We start from the raw sequence: 19,524 nt of genomic DNA on the forward strand, positions 1-19,524 counted from the left end.
GCCTTGATTCATTTTCGTAATTTTGAATTACGAACATAATATTCATTTCAAATCGTCACGCTTCAAAATGAGACTTAAAATACAGACTTACAATAATTTCAAAGAACTTTGTTTAATTTTTAGTGGACACTAGTGAAAATATGTGTTAAGTGACGAATTGGTATCTAGTGATATTGTTGGATGTTCTGCTCCTTCAATTTATGATAGCAAAGCCACTATAGTTCGAAAAGATGGAAAAAACGTCTTATTGTATATTTGGTACGATAACGAATATGGATACAGTCATCAAGTTATTAGGCTTGCAAAATATATAGCTAAAGTAAGACGTTATACGTATTATTGAAATACATTTAATTAAAACTTACTCTCAAAATCTAAATTCAATTTTGAATCGTATATAAATTAGCCTCTATCGAATGAGGCTTTTTTATGATTTATAATCAATTAATAAACAATATTTTATAAATTCGCAAACCAATTACAACCAATAAATCCATTTAAAAATGAATCCTATCAAATCATTATTTTTTATAGTATTTACTTGTTTAATTAGCGTAACCTCATTTTCTCAAACAAAAGACAACGACGATACTTTATCGTTATACGAAAGTTCTATTGATAATCAATTTGAATATATTCTTAGAAAATCAGGGAATTTTAAAGGTACAAACGGACAACCTTATGAAGCAGTAAAACGCAGTATGTTTCTAGCTTTAAGAGCACATACTAAAGATTCTTTAAATACGGTTCATAAAAATTTGGCTGAAACACAGGCTGTAGTTAAAAATCAAGCAAAAGAAATAGCAGATTTAAAATCTAATCTTTCTAATACTAAAGTAGAATTAGATAAAACGAATTCCGAGAAAAACAACATGGCTTTATTTGGTATGCAAATGAGCAAAACTAATTATAATGTGCTTATGTGGGCTATTATTGGGGGCCTATTAGCACTACTTCTTTTCTTTATTTACAAGTTTAAAAATAGTAATGCCATAACAAGAGAAGCCAATCATAATTTAGCTAAAATTGAAGAAGAATTTGACGAGCACCGAAGAACAGCTTTAGAGCGTGAGCAAAAAGTAAGACGCCAATTACAAGATGAAATTAACAAACAGAAAAAAGGATAACATACTGTTTTTTCTGTATCCATATAAAAATCTGTAATTGCACGTTACAGATTTTTTTATGACGATGTACCGTCCTGAAAAACTACGTTTTGAAAATAGAAAAACCAACTAAACAAAAAAGCAAGCTTTTTATTTAGCTTGCTTTTTCTATTTATCCGTGGGGAGAGCAGGATTAAATATCCTAATTCCCCTCTCGTGAAAATGAAAAGTAACGCTGTTATCACAGCTACACATTTTTTGTTTTCAGAAAAGCCTAAAACAAGTTTTGTCTTTTTTGAAAACAAAAAAAGTCTGCCAAAGCAGACTTTTCGAGTTAAGTGGGGAGAGCAGGATTCGAACCTGCGAAGACGTAGTCAGCAGATTTACAGTCTGCCCTCGTTGGCCGCTTGAGTATCTCCCCAAAACTGACCGCAAATATATTATTGTTTCTTAATTCTGCAAAAGGAAATATGAAAATTTAGTATAAAAATTATTATTTGTAATGAAGCCTTGTTTTAGTATCTGAAAGCGTTTAATAATTTTATACACCTAAAATCCCCTCGAGGTAACAATAGTAATATTAAACTTAATAAGTTGCCCACTTGAGGGGACTTTAGGGGTGTATCTTTAACTTTTTATACCTATATCTCATAACGTACTCTAAACGAAATAAATCGTGGTTGTATAAAGGTCTCAGAATTAATTACAGATAAATTATTAGCACTATTTCTTATTCTTGAATCGATATCTAATAAGTTAGTGGCTTTAACTTCATATTCCCATTTAGAGTCTTCATCTTTTCTATACGATAATGAGGCATCCCATGTTTCAAAAGATTGTGATGGATTCACACCATCATCTTGATTGGTATAGGTATAATCTGTTTGAAACGTTAATGATTTCCAGATGTAAGCATCAAAATCTATAGATGGTGCATTGGTAACAAACTTTGTGGAATTAGAGCCTTGATTATTATCTGAAATACTATAGCGATATCTTAATCTTACATTTGGCGCTTCCCTAAAATTGGTACGTAATTCTGGTGTGTAGGTTTGTGTAAAGCGTTCATTTAAGGATTGTCTGTTTTGAATAAACTGATTAATTTTACTATAGTTAAAATTAGTAGAAAGTCCTGCTCTTAATTTCCCAAAAGTACGCTGTATACGTCCGTTTGCTGAAACACTTTCATCTGCAAAATTAGAGTTGAAAAATGTGATTGTTCTAATCACGTTTTCAAAATTAGTTAACCCTCGTATCTGATCTATATTTTTATTATATGATAAACGCGCAAAAACGTTAGTATAATTAAAAAGATTAAAACTCCTATAAAATAAACTCACATTATGTGATAAAGCATTTTGCAGGTCTGGCTCACCAAATTGAATACTATTGAAGTTATTAAACACCAAACCCTGTGCTAATCGTGTAACATCTGTAAATTGGTTTCGCATTTGGTATCGAAGCGTTAAACTTTCACTCTTTTTAAACTGAATGCGGGTTTCAAAATCTGGTAAAAATCTAAAAAAATTATCTTCAAACGTATCTCCAAACTGACTGTTTTTATTTCCGTAGGCATGTAAAGAAAATCCTGGTGTAAATGTAAATATGCCTAATTTTAGAGTATAATGTGTGCCTAAATACACATCACTAAAATTATATTCAGTATCGTTTGTTGCGCGACCATCATTAAATGTTGGTGTAGGTTCAAATTGAGAATCATCATCTAAAAATTGAAAAATATTAGAGTTAAATTCTTGACGGCTCAAAATAATTCCTAGTGTGATGTTTATGTTACTTTTAGCATTAAGGATGTTATAATAATCCAACTTAGCATCTATTTGATTGGATTTTATACGTCTGTTTTGACCTATATCATAATTATCTAAAGTCGTTACAAATCCAATCGCTTCAGCTGTAGTATCAAACCCATCCCTATCATTTGGATTTAACTCATCGTTATTATCAGGATCATTCACTAATAAGGCATTGTAAAACGGATCTTCATTTTTTATTAAATGTTGGGCTTCAAAAGCAAAAATATTTGTTTCATTAAGGGTGTAATAATAATTTATATTTTGATTGATACTAAAAGGGGTAACTTCATCTGACTGTTCTGTACTCCCTAAAACAGACGAAAAAAGACTTTGAGTTTGTACATCTTTTGAGAAACGTCCTAAAATATCATAATCCAATTGATTGTTAATATTAGGCTTATATGCAGCACTTAGTTTTAATAAGCCTTGATTAGAACGCTCTTTACTATTTTGCTCGGTAGCTTCATCTGGAATACCAATATCTGAATCTGTATATTGAACAAAACGAACTTCTTTAGATAAAATTCTACTACTATTATAGATTGCAAAACCACTAATATCTAAACCTTGACTAGGTGAGTAACTAAAGTTTGTAGCGGCAAGTTTATTTTCAATTTCTAGGGCATTGTTTTGTGTGGTTAGAAAATCAAGACCGTTATCTCCCAAATTAATACTTGTACCACTGCTTCGGCTAGGGGCTCTAAAACCGCCACCAAAACCTCTTAGATCTCTTCGAGTTAATGCTAATTCGCCAGTATTATTTAAATCTCCAATAAAATTTAAACTGAATTTTGGACTGTAATAAAATAATTTGGGCTGTAACAAATAGAGTTCATTATCTGGAGACGCACCACTACCAGCAGTTACATTACCGAACCAAAAGTTTTCCTTTCCTTCTTTAAGTTTTATATTTAATGCAACATTATCTTGATTGTTAGTAACACCACTTAATTGGCCAACTTCAGAATAATTTCTTAATACTTGAATCTTATCAACCGCATTTGAAGGAATATTTTTTATGCCTAACTTGGTATCACCATCAAAAAAATCCTTTCCGTTTACCATCAATTTATTTACAACTTTTCCTTCTACTTCAACTTGTCCATCATCATTTATCTCAACTCCAGGTAATTTTTCCAGAACATCTTCAAGTTTTCGTTCGGTTCCATTTTTAAAAGAATCTGCGTTATATACTAATGTATCGCCTTTTACTGTAACGGGCATTTCATAGGTTAATTCTACAGCATCTAATACGTTATCGGCTTCTAAAACAATATCTTTTATAATATCCTCTTCTTTTGTTGATAGCGTTTCAGTAAACGTTTTCATACCAATATAACTTACTTGTATACTATAAGATGTGTTTTTTGACAAATTCAATCTGTAACGCCCATCTTGATTGGTAATGCCGTAAGATTGTAATGTTTTAGTGTCTTGATTAATAGCAATAACATTTGCTAACTCAAGAGCGTCTCCAATACTATCTTTTACAATACCTTGAAATTTAACTTGTGAAAATGTGATGTTGATTGCAAAAAGTAGGGTAACGAAAATTAATTTGTTTATCATTATTTGGTTAGTTCTATTTTTATTAAAAATCTTTTTATTTATCTACCTCCTCCTGGTCTTCCTCCACTTCTTCCTCGATTTCCCCTAAACTCTTCCATTTTTTTGGTAATGATTTCGTTGTATTCGCGTTTAGTTACAACTTGACCTTTTTTTGGTGCTTCGATTTCAGTTTTTTCTTTCGGATTTATTACAATTTTAGAACAAAGCATTACGGTATTACCAGCACTTACTTCTAATATTAAACCTGGTAAACCCCAATACTCTGATGGCCCTTGGCTTACAGGTATTTGTGGCGTATACCAAGCAATAACATCTACCATTTTAGGCGTTTCATCTTCTTTGATTATTTCTTTTAGATTAGTAGAATCTTTAACATTAAAAGAATCTGAGTTTCTTTTATTATTTCCTCGTTTTGGAGGTGACATATCAATCTCTGTAGAAACCTTTTTAGCTGTAGCCTTAAAACACATATATTGCCCTATTTGTTTGGTTTCAGTTCCCATCTTCCATTCCAAAGGTTGCATGTCTTCTTTAATTAAAAATTGCTTTCCAAAAAACTCTTGATCTTGAATAAACGTACGCGATTTTATATTTTTATACTGTGCCCCTGGCGAAAAACTGCTACCAAAAAAACTAGAGCCTCTTCCATTTACTGGTGATGACAATTTTTCATCTTCTTTAAATATAGACTCTTCTTTATCAAAGGTTAAAATGTATGTCTTTTCTAACCAAGATTTCATACGTGCTTCTATCTGTTTTTTTTGTTGTTCGCTCATTTGACCTCCTCGATTAAAACGACTCATGTCCATAGTAGTTTTTGAGAAATAATATGCTTTTCCTTGAAATTCCTGGGTATTTGCTGAGGAAGAAATGAGTAGAACAAAACAAAGAATTGATAATTTATAAGGTATTAATTTCATAATTATAAAAATGTAATATGTGCATTTAGACTAAATTATTAACTTTAAGTTTAAAACTAATTCGTTAATTTTTAGTTAAAATGGTTATTTACTTTTTACAAAAAATGAACTATCAACGTCTTCTTCTCCCTCGGTTATCTCTGAACTCTTGCATTTTATTCATGATCGTATTTTGGTATTCCGTTTTGGAAACTTCTTTACCTTTGTTTGGAGCTTCAATTTTTGTTTTCTCTTTTGGGTTAATAATAACCTTAGAACATAGCATTACAGTATCGCCTACACTCACTTCTAAAATTAAGCCTGGTAATCCCCAATATTCCAAAGGGCCATGACTTACAGGTATCTGCGGTGTATACCAAGCTTCTATTTGTGTCATTTCTATAGTATCTATCTGCGCTTCAATATTAGGTTTATTAACCATGCTATTCGTTGAATCTACTTGCTTTGTTTTTTCACTTTTTCTGAGCTTATCCCAAGAAAAAGCCCACCAATTTAGTTCAGAACTAGGTATTACACTTACCGCTTTAAAACAGGTATATTGTCCTATGGTCTTTGTTTCAGAGCCCATAACCCACTGTAAAGCCTGAATTTTATCTTTAATTAAAAATTTCTTACCATAAAACTCTTGTTCTTGTAATAATGTATTTGTTTTTACATTTTTATATTGAAGACCTGGTGTGAAATTCTTGCCCCAAGAATCAGTCGCTCCCGATATGGCATCTAATTTTTCATCTTCCTTAAATACAGATTCCTCTATATTAAAGGTTAGTATATATGTCTTTTCCAATCTATTTTTTAAACGTTCAGCTACTTGTTTCTTTTGTTGAGCACTTAGTTTAGCACCCCAAGCTCCTAGCTCTAATGTTGATTTTGAAAAGTAATATGCTTTACCTTGAAAATCTTGTGCCTGTGATGAGAATGATGCTAATATGATGAAACATAAAAAAGCAAATTTGATTATAATAGTTTTCATTGTAAAGTGTTTTGTTTAACAAATATAATGAATAATTAAACATTATATTTTGTTATCTCTAAATAAAGAAAATTATCCTTAATTCTTGGCATGACTCGTACTTGGATGCATATACTACTAAAATCAGAAAAAAGTCTAAAACAAATAATAATAATAATAATAATAATATTGAATTATAAATATTCGAGATTACGGCCTTAAGTTAATTTGCAAAAAGTGGTTTGATTTTTGTACTTTTCAAACCGCAATGAAATATACGTATTACATCTTTCTTTTCTTTTCGGTTTCAATATTCGCACAAGAATCTATTGTAGCAAAACTCATTAATAAATCAAATTTAAACGCCGAAAAGCTAATATCTATAGATAATTTTGGCACAACATATTACTTAACTAATGATGTAATATATAAAAAAACTGAAAACAAAACCATCACTTATAACAATTTACAATTAGGCACATTACATTCAGCAAACACTTTTAATCCGCTAAAAATCAATCTGTTTTACAAAGATTTTAATACCGTAATTATACTTGATAATCGATTAGCAGAAGTATTTAAAATAGACTTCAATACACTTACTGATTATAAAAACGTTTCGCATATTTCAACAGGTCATGATAACACCATTTGGATTTTTAATCAAGACTTTCAAAAACTAGAATTGTTCGACTATAAATCCCAAACTATACGGGCACAAACAGTACCAGTACAAAGTGGCGTTCTCGATTTAAAAAGTAATTACAACTACTGCTATTTACTTACAGAAAACTTTTTGTATATATATAATTATTTTGGAAGTCTATTGAAAAAAGTAAAAAACGACGGTTATACCGCTTTAGTTGAAAGCAATGAAAACGTTATCTTAAAAAAAGGTAACACCTTATTCTTATTGAAGCGAAATCAAGAAAAAATATTACCCATTATAACTCCAAATTTGTTGATAAATCAGTTTTTTGTAACCAACGAAACCTTGTATATTTACAACAGCGAAATCTTAGAAAAATTTGAATTAAAAATTAAGTAAACTATGCATATTGCTATTGCCGGAAATATTGGTGCTGGAAAAACAACCCTGACAAAATTATTAGCCAAACATTATAGATGGGAAGCGCAATTAGAAGATGTTGTAGACAATCCATATTTAGATGATTTTTATAATCAAATGGAACGCTGGAGTTTCAACTTACAAGTATACTTCTTAAATAGCAGATTTCGCCAAGTACTACAAATTCGTCAGAGTGGAAAAGACATTATTCAAGATAGAACCATTTATGAAGACGCAAACATTTTCGCTCCTAACTTGCACGCTATGGGTTTAATGACAAATCGCGATTTTGAAAACTATAAATCCCTTTTCGATTTAATGGAATCTCTTGTTCAAGGTCCAGATGTTTTAATCTACCTTCGAAGCTCAATTCCTAATCTGGTATCTCAAATTCATAAACGAGGGCGTGATTATGAAAATTCTATTAGTATTGATTATTTAAGTAGGTTGAATGAACGTTATGAAGCTTGGATACATGGCTATGATAAAGGAAAACTACTAATTATTGACGTAGATAATTTAAATTTTGTAGATAACCCTGAAGATCTAGGTAACGTAATAAACACCATTGATGCGGAAATAAACGGACTTTTCTAGAGTTTTGAGAGTTACCCTAAAGGGTCGAGCTTTCCACTGAAATTCCTAATGATATTATATGCAATCAATTCTTTATTCGTAGAATACCTACTAAGATATAAACCCATGTTTTCTTGCGTGAGTAATTGCTTGACTACTAGTTTCAACTAACAAAACAGGTATTTGTTTATAGTCTTTAAAAAGCGATGTTATACGTAGCATTTTCTTTTTATGCTTAACACTGCGCAAATAAATTGCAGCAACTTGAGATGGAAATTCATTTGCAACATCCATATAAATATCGGCATCATTCTCACCACTATCACCAATCAAAATGAACTTTAACTTTGGATAGGTTTTTAAAATATTTACAATTTCTATATGTTTTTGTGGACGATTACCAGATTTCCTTTTAAATATATCCTTAAAACTTCTCAGTAAGATAGGCCCTTTGGGAAAACTATTCTGTTTTAAAAAAAAATCCAGATAGCGGTATAAATTCCAAGGACTATGGCTCACGTAAAAAATCGGATTAGTGTTTTCTCCGGATTTGCCCAGTTGTAATTTATGATAAAACGCTGCTGCGCCTTCTAATGGGATTCGACTAGCAGCACTTTTAAAAATACTATTGAGCAATACTTTCCATTTTAGCATTGATACTACACCCGTATGAATAATGGTATCATCAATGTCGCTTATTACTCCAAATTGAGCTTGAGTACTCGGTATTAATAATTTGCCTGGAAATCGATTTGAGTTTTGAATACTGCGTTTGATATTAACATCATTATAAGCAATTTCAAAGTTAAGCCAACCTTCATCATTAGCTAATGTACTCAATCCATCAACATATTCATCAACCTTAAAATAACCTTGATTATCTGAAACAGTGTTTATAACCATTCCGTTAGGCAACGTAATCTTGAGTTCGGTATGTTTAATTTCATCACTCTCAAAGCGTTTCCATGAATTAATAAGCAAACCAAACAAACCCTTTTGCTCTAAATTAATAGTTTCATCTTCCAAAGCACGACCACGTATATAAAAATGGTTAGATGTACCGTAAGTTTGAAAAGCAATAATTTGAAGTGGGTCTTTCTTAAACATAAGTGTTTCAATTCCGTTTAAAAATACAAAAAAACCACGCTTACTGCGTGGTTTTTTTTATTCTTAGAAAAAGATAAGAGAAACTAGTTTACAATTTCTTCCTCAATCTGTTTTACGATCTTTTTACTTTCAACTATAATGTCTTTACCATTATCTTTTAAAGCATTAATACTAGATTTAACTTCAGCGTCAGTTCCTTCGAAAGTTTCATAAGCTGTAGATGATTCTTCATTTTTAGTGGTTACTGTAGTAACTATTGCTTTGGTAGTTCCATCATCATTTTTTATCATTTCAACTTTAACTTCTTTTGAAACTTCAACTTGTTCTGCAACATTTGTATTGTTCGCATATGCAGTTACATCATCCGCAGATATTGCAATACTTGGAGCAATTACTAATGCTACAACCGACATTAATTTTAATAAAATATTTAAAGAAGGCCCTGAAGTATCTTTGAAAGGATCTCCTACAGTATCTCCAACAACTGCTGCTTTATGGGCATCAGTTCCTTTTTTACCTTGTTCTTCAATAGTTTTCTTTGCATTATCCCAAGCACCACCAGCATTAGACTGGAAGATAGCCATAAGCACACCACAAGTAGTAACACCTGCAAGAAGCCCTCCTAACATTTCAGCACCACCTAAAAAACCAACGGCAACAGGAACAGCAATAGCTAATAAACCTGGTAATACCATTTCTTTAATAGACGCTTTAGTTGAAATATCAATACATTTTCCATAATCTGCTACACCATCAGCTGCATCAAAAATTGCTCTTTGCTCTTTTGTCGCTTTAGTCATATCAGAGTCAACAGCTCTCATAACTTCTAAAGCCGCTTTTAATTTTGGAATATCTCTAAACTGACGTCTTACTTCTTCAATCATTGCCATGGCCGCACGACCAACAGCATTCATTGACAACGCTGAGAATACAAATGGTAACATACCACCAACTAATAGTCCAGCCATAATTTTAGGCTGAGAAACATCAATAGCAGTAACACCTGCTGTTTTCATAAAAGCTGCAAATAATGCTAAAGCGGTTAACGCTGCAGAAGCAATAGCAAATCCTTTTCCAACTGCTGCAGTTGTATTACCAACAGCATCTAATTTATCAGTACGTTCTCTAACTTCACTTGGTAATTCTGCCATTTCAGCAATACCTCCTGCGTTATCACAAATTGGTCCGTATGCATCAACTGCTAACTGAATCCCTGTATTTGCTAACATTCCTACCGCTGCAATAGCAATACCATATAACCCTGCAAAATGATGTGATACCATAATAGCAGCAGCAATTAGAAGAATAGGAATCATTGTTGACATCATACCAACACCTAAACCAGCAATAATATTTGTAGCCGCTCCAGTTTCTGATTGCGCTACAATAGACATTACAGGCTTTTTTCCTGTAGCTGTGTAGTACTCTGTTATTTTACCAACACCTAAACCAGCGACTAATCCAGCAATGGTTGCCCAAAATACCCCCATTGCTCCGAAAGGTAAACCTTCAACAGATTCTGGAATTAATGCATTTATTATGAAATAAGATGCCACAACCATTAAACCTGCAGAACCAAATTCTCCAATGTTTAATGCGGTTTGTGGATTTCCACCATCTTTTACTTTAACAAAGAAAGTTCCTAAGATTGACATGATGATACCTACAGCGCCAAGCACTAAAGGCAAGTAAACAGCTCCTAAACCACTAAAATCTGGTGTTAAAATAAAAGCACCTAATACCATGGTACCTATAATAGAACCTACATAAGATTCAAATAAATCGGCTCCCATACCAGCCACATCTCCAACATTATCACCAACGTTATCAGCAATAGTTGCAGGGTTTAAAGGATGATCTTCTGGAATACCAGCTTCAACCTTACCAACTAAATCGGCACCAACATCTGCTGCTTTTGTGTAAATACCACCACCAACTCTTGCAAATAAAGCTATCGATGAAGCACCTAAAGAAAATCCTGAAAGTACATTTAATACCATTCCTAAATTTTCAGCTCCAGGCCATATACCTTGGTATAGCATAAATAAACCACTTAATCCTAAAATACCTAAACCTACAACACCTAAGCCCATTACTGCACCACCAGCGAACGCCACTTCTAATGCACGCCCAAGTGATGTTCTTGCAGCTTCCGTAGTTCTAACATTTGCTTTGGTTGCTACTTTCATTCCAATGAATCCTGCTAAAGCAGAACAAATGGCGCCTACAATAAATGATACAGCTACCATACCACTAGAGCCTACTTCTGATACACCTTTAAAATACAATAAGACTGCTACTGCAGCTACAAAAATTGCTAAAACCTTGTATTCAGCTTTCAAAAAAGCCATAGCACCATCTGCTATATTTTTAGCTATACGTGACATTTTTTCATTACCAACGTCTTGTTTAGAAACCCATCCGCTTTTAAGAAAAACGAAAATCAAAGCTACAACTCCAAAAAGAGGTAAAAATTTTACTATTAATTCCATTAGTTAGTCAGTTTTAAATTAATTATTTTTTTTTAACTCGACGAAAATATGAAAATATAAGTGATAAAAAAAGCCTATATATACTAAAGATTATATATTTAATAAGCCATTAAATTATAATATTCTGAATACTATGACATCTGTTAGTTTTTTTAGGATGTACTATTGAATTTTAACATACTAAACCAATGTTTTAATAGTTGAAAACAATACATTAAATTTCAAAATCAGACAAAAAAAAAACATCTTAATATGTATTAAGATGTTTTTTCATTCTATTTAAGAGCGGAATTATATAGTAAAAGTTCGCTTCTTTTTATGGTCACTATTATCATAACGCGCAACACATTCATGGTAAATTTTAATAGCTTCTTCAGCATTTCCCCAACCACCTGTATCAACTTTTTTCTTCTCTAAATCTTTATATACTTGAAAAAAGTGCTCAATCTCTTTTAATCTATGTGGATTTAAATCGGCAATATCACTTCTTTTACTCCAAACAGGATCTGATACTGGTACACAAATAATTTTCTCATCTGGTCCTTTTTCATCTGTCATATGAAACACACCAATTGGTCTTACTTCCATTACAACCATAGGGTAAGACGGCTCAGTAGATAATACCAAAATATCTAATGGATCCTGATCTAGTGCTAAAGTTTCAGGAATAAAACCGTAGTCTCCTGGATACATCATTGAAGAAAACAGGGTTCTATCAAACCTAATTTTATGCAACGTAAAATCGTACTCATATTTATTTCTACTTCCTTTTGGTATTTCAATTAAGACATCAAAAGACACCACTTTTTTCTTTTTATCACTCATATAAATATATTTTAAAAACCCTATAACAAGGTTATTCAATTTAATATTAAGAATGCAAATGTACTGAACACTTTGGCCTTTAGCAACAATTACATCAAGCTTAAATATATTTTTTCATAAGTATAATTTTAACATAATCATATTCAATAATTCATAAAATCTCGACTCAATATTTGTTATATTGTGCAGGACTAACTTAGATAAATATAGAATCATGCGTACGTTAACATTCTTACTTTTCTTATTCTTTTTTAATATCAACGCTCAAAACCAACCTTGGCAAGGAAAATTTGAGCCTATAGACAACATGATTGCACCTCCTAACTCTTATAGAAATGCTAGTGGCGCTCCTACAAAGGCGTATTGGCAACAGCGTGCAGATTATAAAATAAAAGCAGTTCTTAACGAAAAAACAAACACCCTCTTTGGAGAAGAAGTGATTACTTATTTCAATAATTCACCCGACGATTTAAGCTACTTATGGATTCAGCTTGAACAGAATGTAAACAAAAAAGAAAATGAAGATTTTGGTAGCATCAATAATAAAATGAAAGATTCTATGACCTCAAGAAACATGCAGTTTCTTACCAGAACTATTGATTTCCCTGCAGGATACTCAATAAAACATGTAAAAGATGAAAATGGTAAAAACATAAAAACCGTGGTTAATAACACCATGATGAAGGTTAAATTAAATACACTTTTAAAATCTGGTGAATCTACTAAACTTTCTATTGCTTGGTCTTATCCTATTACTGACAGGAGTATGTACTTATTATCAAGAGAAGGATATGAATATTTTCCAGAAGATGATAATACCGTTTACCTTATTGCGCATTGGTTTCCCAGAATGGCTGTTTATAATGATACAGAAGGTTGGCAAAACCAACAATTTCAAAAACTAGGAGAGTTTGCCCTAGAATTTGGAGATTATGAGGTTGAAATAACGGTGCCAGAAGATCATATTGTTGCATCTACAGGAACCCTTCAAAATGAAGAATCTGTATTAACAAAAACACAACGTAAAAGATTAGAACAAGCGAAAAAATCCTTTGATAAACCTATAATGATTATTACAAAAGATGAAGCTGAAGCTAACGAAAAACAAAAATCTACAAAACAAAAAACATGGAAATTTAATGCTAAAAATGTTAGAGATTTTGCATTTGCTTCTTCAAGAAAATTTATTTGGGATGCACAAGCTGTAAAATTATCAACAAATACGGTTATGGCAATGTCTTTCTATCCAAAAGAAGGCTTACCGGTATGGCAAGAATCATCTACAAAAGCGATAATGCACGCTCTCGAAGTATACTCTGAAGCTACCTTTGATTACCCTTACCCTGTTTGTATTTCTGTTAATACTTCAAATATTGGAATGGAGTTTCCTATGATTAGTTTTAATGGTGGAAGACCTATTAATGGAAAAATAAGTGATGCGGCAAAACAAGGGATGATAGGTACTATAATTCATGAAGTTGGACACAATTGGTTTCCTATGATTGTAAGCTCTGATGAACGTAAATGGATGTGGATGGATGAGGGCTTAAACACCTTCCTGCATCAAAGAACAATTGCAGAACGCTACCCAGATTTTAATAGCGTAACTCCAAAAAGTATTGTCCCTTTTATGAGTGGTGACAAAAACATATTAAGACCAATAATGACAAATTCTGATAATGAACTCATGTCGCAATTTGGTGCCAATTTCTATTTAAAACCAACAGTTGGCTTGCAAATTCTAAGAAACTCTGTTGTTGGAAAAGAACTCTTTGATGAAGCCTTTAAAGAATATGCTAACCGTTGGAAATATAAACACCCAAATCCAGGTGATTTATTTAGAACACTAGAAGATGCTACAGCAACAGATTTAGATTGGTTTTACAGAGGTTGGTTTTTTACTACTGATAATGTAGATATGGAATTAAGTAGCGTAAAGTGGTTTAAAGTTTTTGAAAAGAATTCGAATATTGAAGATCAAAAAAGTACTAAAAAAATAAAAATTACTGCGAATAATTATACTGCTGGAACAGAAGCTAACGATTTTTCAAATGGCCCAGAAATAATTACTATGACTTCTACTCCAGACGATGCTTATGGGCAGTTTTTATCCAGAATTGATGAACCTGAAATACGTAAACAATTATCTGGAAAAAACATTTATGAAGTTACTATTAAAAATTTAGGCGGACTCGTAATGCCCGTTAGCATTGAATGGATTTTTACAGATGGCAGCTCAGAAATAGATACTTTACCAGCAGATATATGGAGACGAAATGAATATAAAATTCAGAAAACTTTCATTAAAGAAAAGGAAGTTAGCAAAATAAATTTAGATCCTAATTTTGAATTTGCTGATACCAATATGAAAAACAATAGCTTTCCCAAAGAAGATTTAAAATCAGATTTTGAAAATTTCAAAGACAAAAAAAACAAAAAATAACTAAAAAATAAAATCCGTGATAAGTCACGGATTTTATTAAACTAAATTCAAACTAACTAAACTAAACTAAACTAAATTTTAACTAAACTTTTTTATATTTCCTTAAGCAAATATAGTACGTATTATTAATATATTTTTATTTATATTTTTTATGAAATACATAAATAAAGTTTATGTATTTATTTAAGAATCTAAAATCAATTTTTAGCAATATGGTTCATACGGTATCTAAATATTTTATTTTAATCACTTTTGTTTTGTCCTTTGTGTTTCATGCCGAAGGACAGATAAATAAAGAGACTTACAACCTATTATTCATCGGTAATAGTTTAACTTCCACTAATAATCTACCTTTAATAATAAAAACAAAAGCAAAATATTCGGGTTATAATATTGAAACCGAAATGATTACATTACCTAACTATGCCATTTCTGACCATTGGAAAAAAGGGGAAGTCCAAAATCTTATAAGAAGTAAAAAATATGACGTTGTAATAATTCAGCAAGGGCCTTCATCGCAATCTAAGGGAAGACAAATATTAATTGATTATGGTAAAAAATATAATGCTATTTGTAAAGAAAATAAAGCGCTACTAGCCTATTTTATGGTTTGGCCATCATTACAAAACTATGACACTTTTGATGATGTGATAAAAAATTATGAAATAGCTGCTGTAGAAAATGATGCCATTTTATGTCCTGTTGGAAAGCATTGGAAACATTATTTTGAGTCGTCAAAAAAGTTTGACTATTATGGTGTTGATAATTTTCATCCATCAAAAAAAGGAAGCGAAGTTGCTGCTAAAATTATTTTAAATAATGTATTGAAACATTTAAGGCAAGAGGGATAATATACGATTTTGATTACAAAAATATATTTTATATTTATATTTATATTTTTATATAGTAAAAAAAAGCTATCTTTGATAGTAACCAACCTATTCCTTAAAAAAATGAAAACCTACCTAACGGTTATTTCACTTTTAGTTACCCTAACTGTTTTCTGCCAAAATAGTTCCTGCAAGGATTTTAAAACAGGAAAATTTAAATATTCTAATCCTAAATACGCAGCATGGACCATTTCAAGAACAGATTCTGTTCAAGTCGAAATTAACAGTAAAACAGGAACAGAAATAACCAGTCAAGTTGAATGGAAATCTGATTGTAACTTAAAATTAACTTGCAAAAGTGTTTCAAAAAATAATATGAAACATGCTATTGGACATGTGTTTGAGATTTATATTTATGAAACTTTTAATGACGGCTATAAGTGCATTTCTAAAAGTAATGACATTCAATTAGAAGATTTAGAATTAGAAATGATAAAAATAAAATAGCGCAAACATGTCTTCAAAGTAATCAAAAAAACAAGTTTTTATTAAACCTAAAAAAGATACTTGTTATTATTTCATTTCAATTATAACATCAAATTTTAAAACACAACAAAATTATATACGCTCAATCCTAGCGCCTATAGCTCGTAAACGCACATCAATATGTTCATAACCACGATCTATCTGCTCTATATTCTGGATTGTTGATGTTCCTTTTGCTGATAGCGCAGCAATTAATAATGAAACACCAGCACGAATATCTGGAGAAGTCATTGTAGTTGCTTTAAGCGTAGATTTAAAATCATGACCAATAACTGTAGCACGATGTGGATCGCAAAGTATGATCTTTGCTCCCATATCTATGAGTTTATCCACAAAGAACAAACGGCTTTCAAACATTTTTTGATGAATTAAAACACTTCCTCTAGCTTGCGTTGCTACAACAAGAATAATGCTTAACAAATCTGGAGTAAATCCTGGCCAAGGTGCATCAGAGATCGTTAAAATAGAACCATCAATAAAACTTTGTATTTCATAGCCATCGGTATGTGCAGGAATATGAATATCATCCCCTTGCTTTTCAACAGTAATCCCTAATTTTCTAAACGTTTCTGGAATCAATCCTAAATCATCCCACGATACATTAGTTATGGTTAGTTCACTTTTAGTCATGGCAGCAAGACCAATCCAACTCCCTATTTCAATCATATCAGGAAGCATTCTATGTTCTGTTCCACCTAAATGCTCTACACCATCAATAATTAACATATTAGAACCTACACCACTAATTTTGGCGCCCATTCTATTAAGCATTTTACATAATTGCTGTAAATAAGGTTCGCAAGCGGCATTGTAAATAGTAGTTTGTCCTTCAGCTAAAACAGCAGCCATCAAAATATTTGCTGTTCCTGTTACCGATGCTTCTTCAAGCAACATGTATGTACCTTTTAGTTTATCGGCTTCAACACCATAAAACTGGTCTTCTCTACTATATCTAAATTTTGCTCCTAATTTTATAAGACCTTCAAAATGCGTATCTAAACGACGACGGCCAATTTTATCGCCTCCAGGTTTAGGTATATACCCTTTCCCAAAGCGCCCTAAAAGCGGACCAACAATCATTATAGAACCACGTAAACCACGCCCATCAATTTTAAATTGATCAGACTCTAAATATTTTAAATTTACATTATCTGCTTTAAAACTATAAGAGCCAATACCAAGTTTTTCAACCTTTACTCCAAGTTTTTTTAGTAAACTAATAAGTTTATTTACATCAACAATATCTGGTATATTATTTATAGTAACAAGCTCTGGAGTTAGTAAAACGGCACATAAAATTTGTAATGCTTCGTTTTTGGCACCTTGGGGTTGTATTTTCCCTTTTAATTGGTGACCACCTTCAATTTTAAATGTTCCCATGTTTGATTAGTAGCGTTTTCTTTGGCGGTTACTAGAACTCTTTTTGTGGTGCGGTTTTTTGCTACTGCTACCAGAATATTTCCCTTTTGTACGCAACAAACTTGATGATTCAGACAAAGCTTCTGTAGAGTCTTTCAAATTAATTTTACCTCCTGAAAGTTCAAAAAGGTGATCAAAAATAACAGCATCCTCAACCGTATCTTTATTCCAATTTAAAAAACACTTTTTCATGTGGTTGGCTATGGTATAAGTAAGCGCTTCTTTAAGCTCGCCTTCTTCCCAAGTGTTAGCAACATCAATCATAGTCTTAATATTGTTTCCGTAAAAACGATATTTTGGAAAATTTTGCGGATACTCTAATACTTCTGGACGTTCTTCAAACACCTCTTTTGTTGGCTTCTCGTAAGGCGAATCTACATCCAATTCAAAATTAGCCATTATAAAAAGTTGATCCCAAAGTTTATGCTGAAAATCAGGAACATCTCTTAAGTGTGGTTGCATATTACCCATTACAGAAATTATGGCTTTAGCTACCTTATTGCGTTCCTCTTTTGTTTCTTGTGTTTTAGCATGATTAATCATTTTTTGAATATGGCGTCCGTACTCTGGAATGATTAAATGTTCACGCTCTGTGTTGTATTCTAAATTATCTATCAAAATAAATGTGTAGAGTTAATTGTTGTTGCACGTAGTTATTGTGCATGCGCAAAATACAAAAAATAATTAAAGACTTATAACCCCTTCAACTTTTTCTGCAACTTCCTTATACTTTTCAACTACAGCGTCTGGGTTTTTCATTCTAACGTTAATAGACACACTGGTATATTTGCCGTTTTTAGATGCTTTAGTCTCAATAACAGCACCTAAATGATTAAAAATATCCTCAATTAGTTTTATCTTTTCTTTATCAGAAAGCACAATAAATTTATATAAATATGCTGTTGGCCAAAGCGCAGTATCATGCAACTGTGATTTCAATTTTTTATAGAATTCTTCAGAATTTGGAGGTGTGCTCATAAATATAAAATAAAGTGCAAATATACGGTACCAAAATACATTTTAAAATTAAACTATTAATTATTTGGGCGCTACCCTAAAAAGGGTCGGGCTTTCCGTTATATCTTTCTGCAAAGCAGTCCCAAACTAGTTTCGGAATCTCTTTAATCAACTAAAATGGTGTTTCATTAAAAATTATACCTTTTAAAAGCTTCACAAAAAGGATGCCACTGCAATCCCTAGCGCATGCATCAGCCAACAAAAAGAGTCAACTAAATGTATAGCCCTTTTGTAATAGTTAGGTTTCTCCTTTTATTTCATCATTTTAATTCCGATTTTTACGTCAAATATAACATCATTGAACACTAAAAAGATAGTCATTACTGGTGGCCCAGGTACAGGAAAATCTACATTAATTAATGAACTCATTAAAAGAGGTTACACCTGTCTTGAAGAAATTTCGCGTCAAATCACTTTAGATGCAAAAAAACAAGGTATAGATCAGCTATTTTTAAACAACCCTTTAGTATTTAGCGAACTGCTTTTAAAAGGCAGACAAAAACAATTTATTAATGCCGATAGTTATAAAAATAAAACCGTTTTTTTCGATAGAGGTATTCCAGATGTATTAGCATACATGGATTATATTGGAGATTCCTATCCTGATGATTTTATTGAAGCCTGCAAAAAATCAACATACGATTCTATATTTGTTTTAAAACCCTGGAAAGCCATTTATACTAGTGATAATGAACGTTACGAAAACTTTGATCAAGCCCTAAAAATTCACAATCATTTAATAGATACCTACCAATCTTACAATTATAATTTAGTTGATGTCCCTTTTGATACTGTTGAAAACAGAACAGATTTTATTCTAAAAACATTATGTATCTAAT

16 protein-coding genes, 1 tRNA gene and 1 pseudogene are annotated in these 19,524 nt (G+C 31.7%); 8 read left to right on the forward strand and 10 right to left on the reverse strand.

The window, feature by feature from the left end; translation table 11 throughout:
* Positions 1-136: 136 nt before the first annotated feature.
* Both P8K68_RS09350 and P8K68_RS09355 read left to right on the forward strand, forming a co-directional pair.
* A pseudogene (locus P8K68_RS09350) lies at positions 137-343 on the forward strand (glyceraldehyde-3-phosphate dehydrogenase); the annotation flags it as partial.
* Positions 344-503: 160 nt separating this feature from the next.
* On the forward strand, positions 504-1,127 hold the full coding sequence (locus P8K68_RS09355; RefSeq protein WP_300249952.1) for a tRNA (guanine-N1)-methyltransferase: 624 nt from the start codon (positions 504-506) through the stop codon (positions 1,125-1,127).
* Positions 1,128-1,445: 318 nt separating this feature from the next.
* On the opposite strand, the gene P8K68_RS09360 is transcribed toward P8K68_RS09355, so the two are convergent.
* The 4 genes from P8K68_RS09360 to P8K68_RS09375 all read right to left on the reverse strand — a co-directional run bounded on the left by P8K68_RS09360 (position 1,446) and on the right by P8K68_RS09375 (position 6,382).
* Positions 1,446-1,527, reverse strand: a tRNA-Tyr gene (locus P8K68_RS09360).
* A 220-nt stretch (positions 1,528-1,747) separates the two neighbouring features.
* Complete coding sequence (locus P8K68_RS09365) at positions 1,748-4,489, reverse strand: TonB-dependent receptor (RefSeq protein ID WP_300249954.1); 2,742 nt, start codon at positions 4,487-4,489, stop codon at positions 1,748-1,750.
* A 38-nt stretch (positions 4,490-4,527) separates the two neighbouring features.
* Positions 4,528-5,409: a GLPGLI family protein gene (locus tag P8K68_RS09370; RefSeq protein WP_300249956.1), complete on the reverse strand. Its 882-nt coding sequence runs from the start codon at positions 5,407-5,409 to the stop codon at positions 4,528-4,530.
* 112 nt (positions 5,410-5,521) lie between these two features.
* Entirely contained in the window at positions 5,522-6,382 is an 861-nt protein-coding gene (locus tag P8K68_RS09375; protein ID WP_300249958.1) for a GLPGLI family protein, read from the reverse strand.
* A 247-nt stretch (positions 6,383-6,629) separates the two neighbouring features.
* Between P8K68_RS09375 and P8K68_RS09380 the strand changes: the two genes are divergently transcribed.
* Both P8K68_RS09380 and P8K68_RS09385 read left to right on the forward strand, forming a co-directional pair.
* Positions 6,630-7,409: a hypothetical protein gene (locus P8K68_RS09380; RefSeq protein WP_300249961.1), complete on the forward strand. Its 780-nt coding sequence runs from the start codon at positions 6,630-6,632 to the stop codon at positions 7,407-7,409.
* Positions 7,410-7,412: 3 nt separating this feature from the next.
* Entirely contained in the window at positions 7,413-8,027 is a 615-nt protein-coding gene (locus P8K68_RS09385) for a deoxynucleoside kinase (protein WP_300249963.1), read from the forward strand.
* A 90-nt stretch (positions 8,028-8,117) separates the two neighbouring features.
* On the opposite strand, the gene P8K68_RS09390 is transcribed toward P8K68_RS09385, so the two are convergent.
* The 3 genes from P8K68_RS09390 to P8K68_RS09400 form a co-directional block, all read right to left on the reverse strand.
* Positions 8,118-9,113 carry a phosphatase domain-containing protein gene (locus tag P8K68_RS09390; protein ID WP_300249965.1) on the reverse strand — a complete coding sequence of 332 codons (996 nt, stop codon included), beginning with the start codon at positions 9,111-9,113 and terminating at the stop codon, positions 8,118-8,120.
* Between the two features lie 83 nt (positions 9,114-9,196).
* Positions 9,197-11,605: a sodium-translocating pyrophosphatase gene (locus P8K68_RS09395; RefSeq protein WP_300249966.1), complete on the reverse strand. Its 2,409-nt coding sequence runs from the start codon at positions 11,603-11,605 to the stop codon at positions 9,197-9,199.
* 291 nt (positions 11,606-11,896) lie between these two features.
* Positions 11,897-12,430 carry an inorganic diphosphatase gene (locus P8K68_RS09400; RefSeq protein WP_300249969.1) on the reverse strand — a complete coding sequence of 178 codons (534 nt, stop codon included), beginning with the start codon at positions 12,428-12,430 and terminating at the stop codon, positions 11,897-11,899.
* Positions 12,431-12,644: 214 nt separating this feature from the next.
* Between P8K68_RS09400 and P8K68_RS09405 the strand changes: the two genes are divergently transcribed.
* From P8K68_RS09405 to P8K68_RS09415, 3 genes are all read left to right on the forward strand, one after another.
* A complete protein-coding gene (locus P8K68_RS09405) occupies positions 12,645-14,873 on the forward strand; it encodes a M1 family metallopeptidase (protein WP_300249972.1) in 2,229 nt (742 codons plus the stop codon).
* A 212-nt stretch (positions 14,874-15,085) separates the two neighbouring features.
* Positions 15,086-15,724 carry an SGNH/GDSL hydrolase family protein gene (locus P8K68_RS09410; RefSeq protein ID WP_300249975.1) on the forward strand — a complete coding sequence of 213 codons (639 nt, stop codon included), beginning with the start codon at positions 15,086-15,088 and terminating at the stop codon, positions 15,722-15,724.
* A 102-nt stretch (positions 15,725-15,826) separates the two neighbouring features.
* Positions 15,827-16,210 (forward strand): hypothetical protein, encoded by a 384-nt coding sequence (locus tag P8K68_RS09415; protein WP_300249977.1) that lies wholly within the window; start codon positions 15,827-15,829, stop codon positions 16,208-16,210.
* Positions 16,211-16,321: 111 nt separating this feature from the next.
* Here the strand turns inward: P8K68_RS09415 and murA are convergent, their stop codons facing one another.
* The 3 genes from murA to P8K68_RS09430 form a co-directional block, all read right to left on the reverse strand.
* On the reverse strand, positions 16,322-17,629 hold the full coding sequence (murA, locus tag P8K68_RS09420; RefSeq protein ID WP_300249979.1) for a UDP-N-acetylglucosamine 1-carboxyvinyltransferase: 1,308 nt from the start codon (positions 17,627-17,629) through the stop codon (positions 16,322-16,324).
* A gap of 6 nt (positions 17,630-17,635) precedes the next feature.
* Positions 17,636-18,286 carry a DUF4290 domain-containing protein gene (locus P8K68_RS09425; RefSeq protein ID WP_300249982.1) on the reverse strand — a complete coding sequence of 217 codons (651 nt, stop codon included), beginning with the start codon at positions 18,284-18,286 and terminating at the stop codon, positions 17,636-17,638.
* A 66-nt stretch (positions 18,287-18,352) separates the two neighbouring features.
* Positions 18,353-18,646, reverse strand: coding sequence for a DUF493 family protein (locus tag P8K68_RS09430; protein ID WP_300249984.1), 294 nt, complete (start codon positions 18,644-18,646; stop codon positions 18,353-18,355).
* 337 nt (positions 18,647-18,983) lie between these two features.
* Between P8K68_RS09430 and P8K68_RS09435 the strand changes: the two genes are divergently transcribed.
* Positions 18,984-19,523, forward strand: a complete 540-nt coding sequence (locus P8K68_RS09435) for an ATP-binding protein (protein WP_300249986.1) — start codon at positions 18,984-18,986, stop codon at positions 19,521-19,523.
* Position 19,524 lies beyond the last annotated feature (1 nt).

Source organism: Algibacter sp. (assembly GCF_029245835.1).
In the GTDB taxonomy this organism is placed as follows: domain Bacteria; phylum Bacteroidota; class Bacteroidia; order Flavobacteriales; family Flavobacteriaceae; genus Algibacter_B.

Bases quoted from the DNA above. Each gene is read 5' to 3' on its own strand.
- P8K68_RS09430 (WP_300249984.1), bottom strand. From the start codon at position 18,646: ATGAGCACACCTCCAAATTCTGAAGAATTCTATAAAAAATTGAAATCA.
- murA (WP_300249979.1), bottom strand. From the start codon at position 17,629: ATGGGAACATTTAAAATTGAAGGTGGTCACCAATTAAAAGGGAAAATA.
- P8K68_RS09415 (WP_300249977.1), top strand. From the start codon at position 15,827: ATGAAAACCTACCTAACGGTTATTTCACTTTTAGTTACCCTAACTGTT.
- P8K68_RS09365 (WP_300249954.1), bottom strand. From the start codon at position 4,489: ATGATAAACAAATTAATTTTCGTTACCCTACTTTTTGCAATCAACATC.
- P8K68_RS09390 (WP_300249965.1), bottom strand. From the start codon at position 9,113: ATGTTTAAGAAAGACCCACTTCAAATTATTGCTTTTCAAACTTACGGT.
- P8K68_RS09405 (WP_300249972.1), top strand. From the start codon at position 12,645: ATGCGTACGTTAACATTCTTACTTTTCTTATTCTTTTTTAATATCAAC.
- P8K68_RS09375 (WP_300249958.1), bottom strand. From the start codon at position 6,382: ATGAAAACTATTATAATCAAATTTGCTTTTTTATGTTTCATCATATTA.
- P8K68_RS09395 (WP_300249966.1), bottom strand. From the start codon at position 11,605: ATGGAATTAATAGTAAAATTTTTACCTCTTTTTGGAGTTGTAGCTTTG.
- P8K68_RS09385 (WP_300249963.1), top strand. From the start codon at position 7,413: ATGCATATTGCTATTGCCGGAAATATTGGTGCTGGAAAAACAACCCTG.
- P8K68_RS09410 (WP_300249975.1), top strand. From the start codon at position 15,086: ATGGTTCATACGGTATCTAAATATTTTATTTTAATCACTTTTGTTTTG.
- P8K68_RS09400 (WP_300249969.1), bottom strand. From the start codon at position 12,430: ATGAGTGATAAAAAGAAAAAAGTGGTGTCTTTTGATGTCTTAATTGAA.
- P8K68_RS09370 (WP_300249956.1), bottom strand. From the start codon at position 5,409: ATGAAATTAATACCTTATAAATTATCAATTCTTTGTTTTGTTCTACTC.
- P8K68_RS09380 (WP_300249961.1), top strand. From the start codon at position 6,630: ATGAAATATACGTATTACATCTTTCTTTTCTTTTCGGTTTCAATATTC.
- P8K68_RS09355 (WP_300249952.1), top strand. From the start codon at position 504: ATGAATCCTATCAAATCATTATTTTTTATAGTATTTACTTGTTTAATT.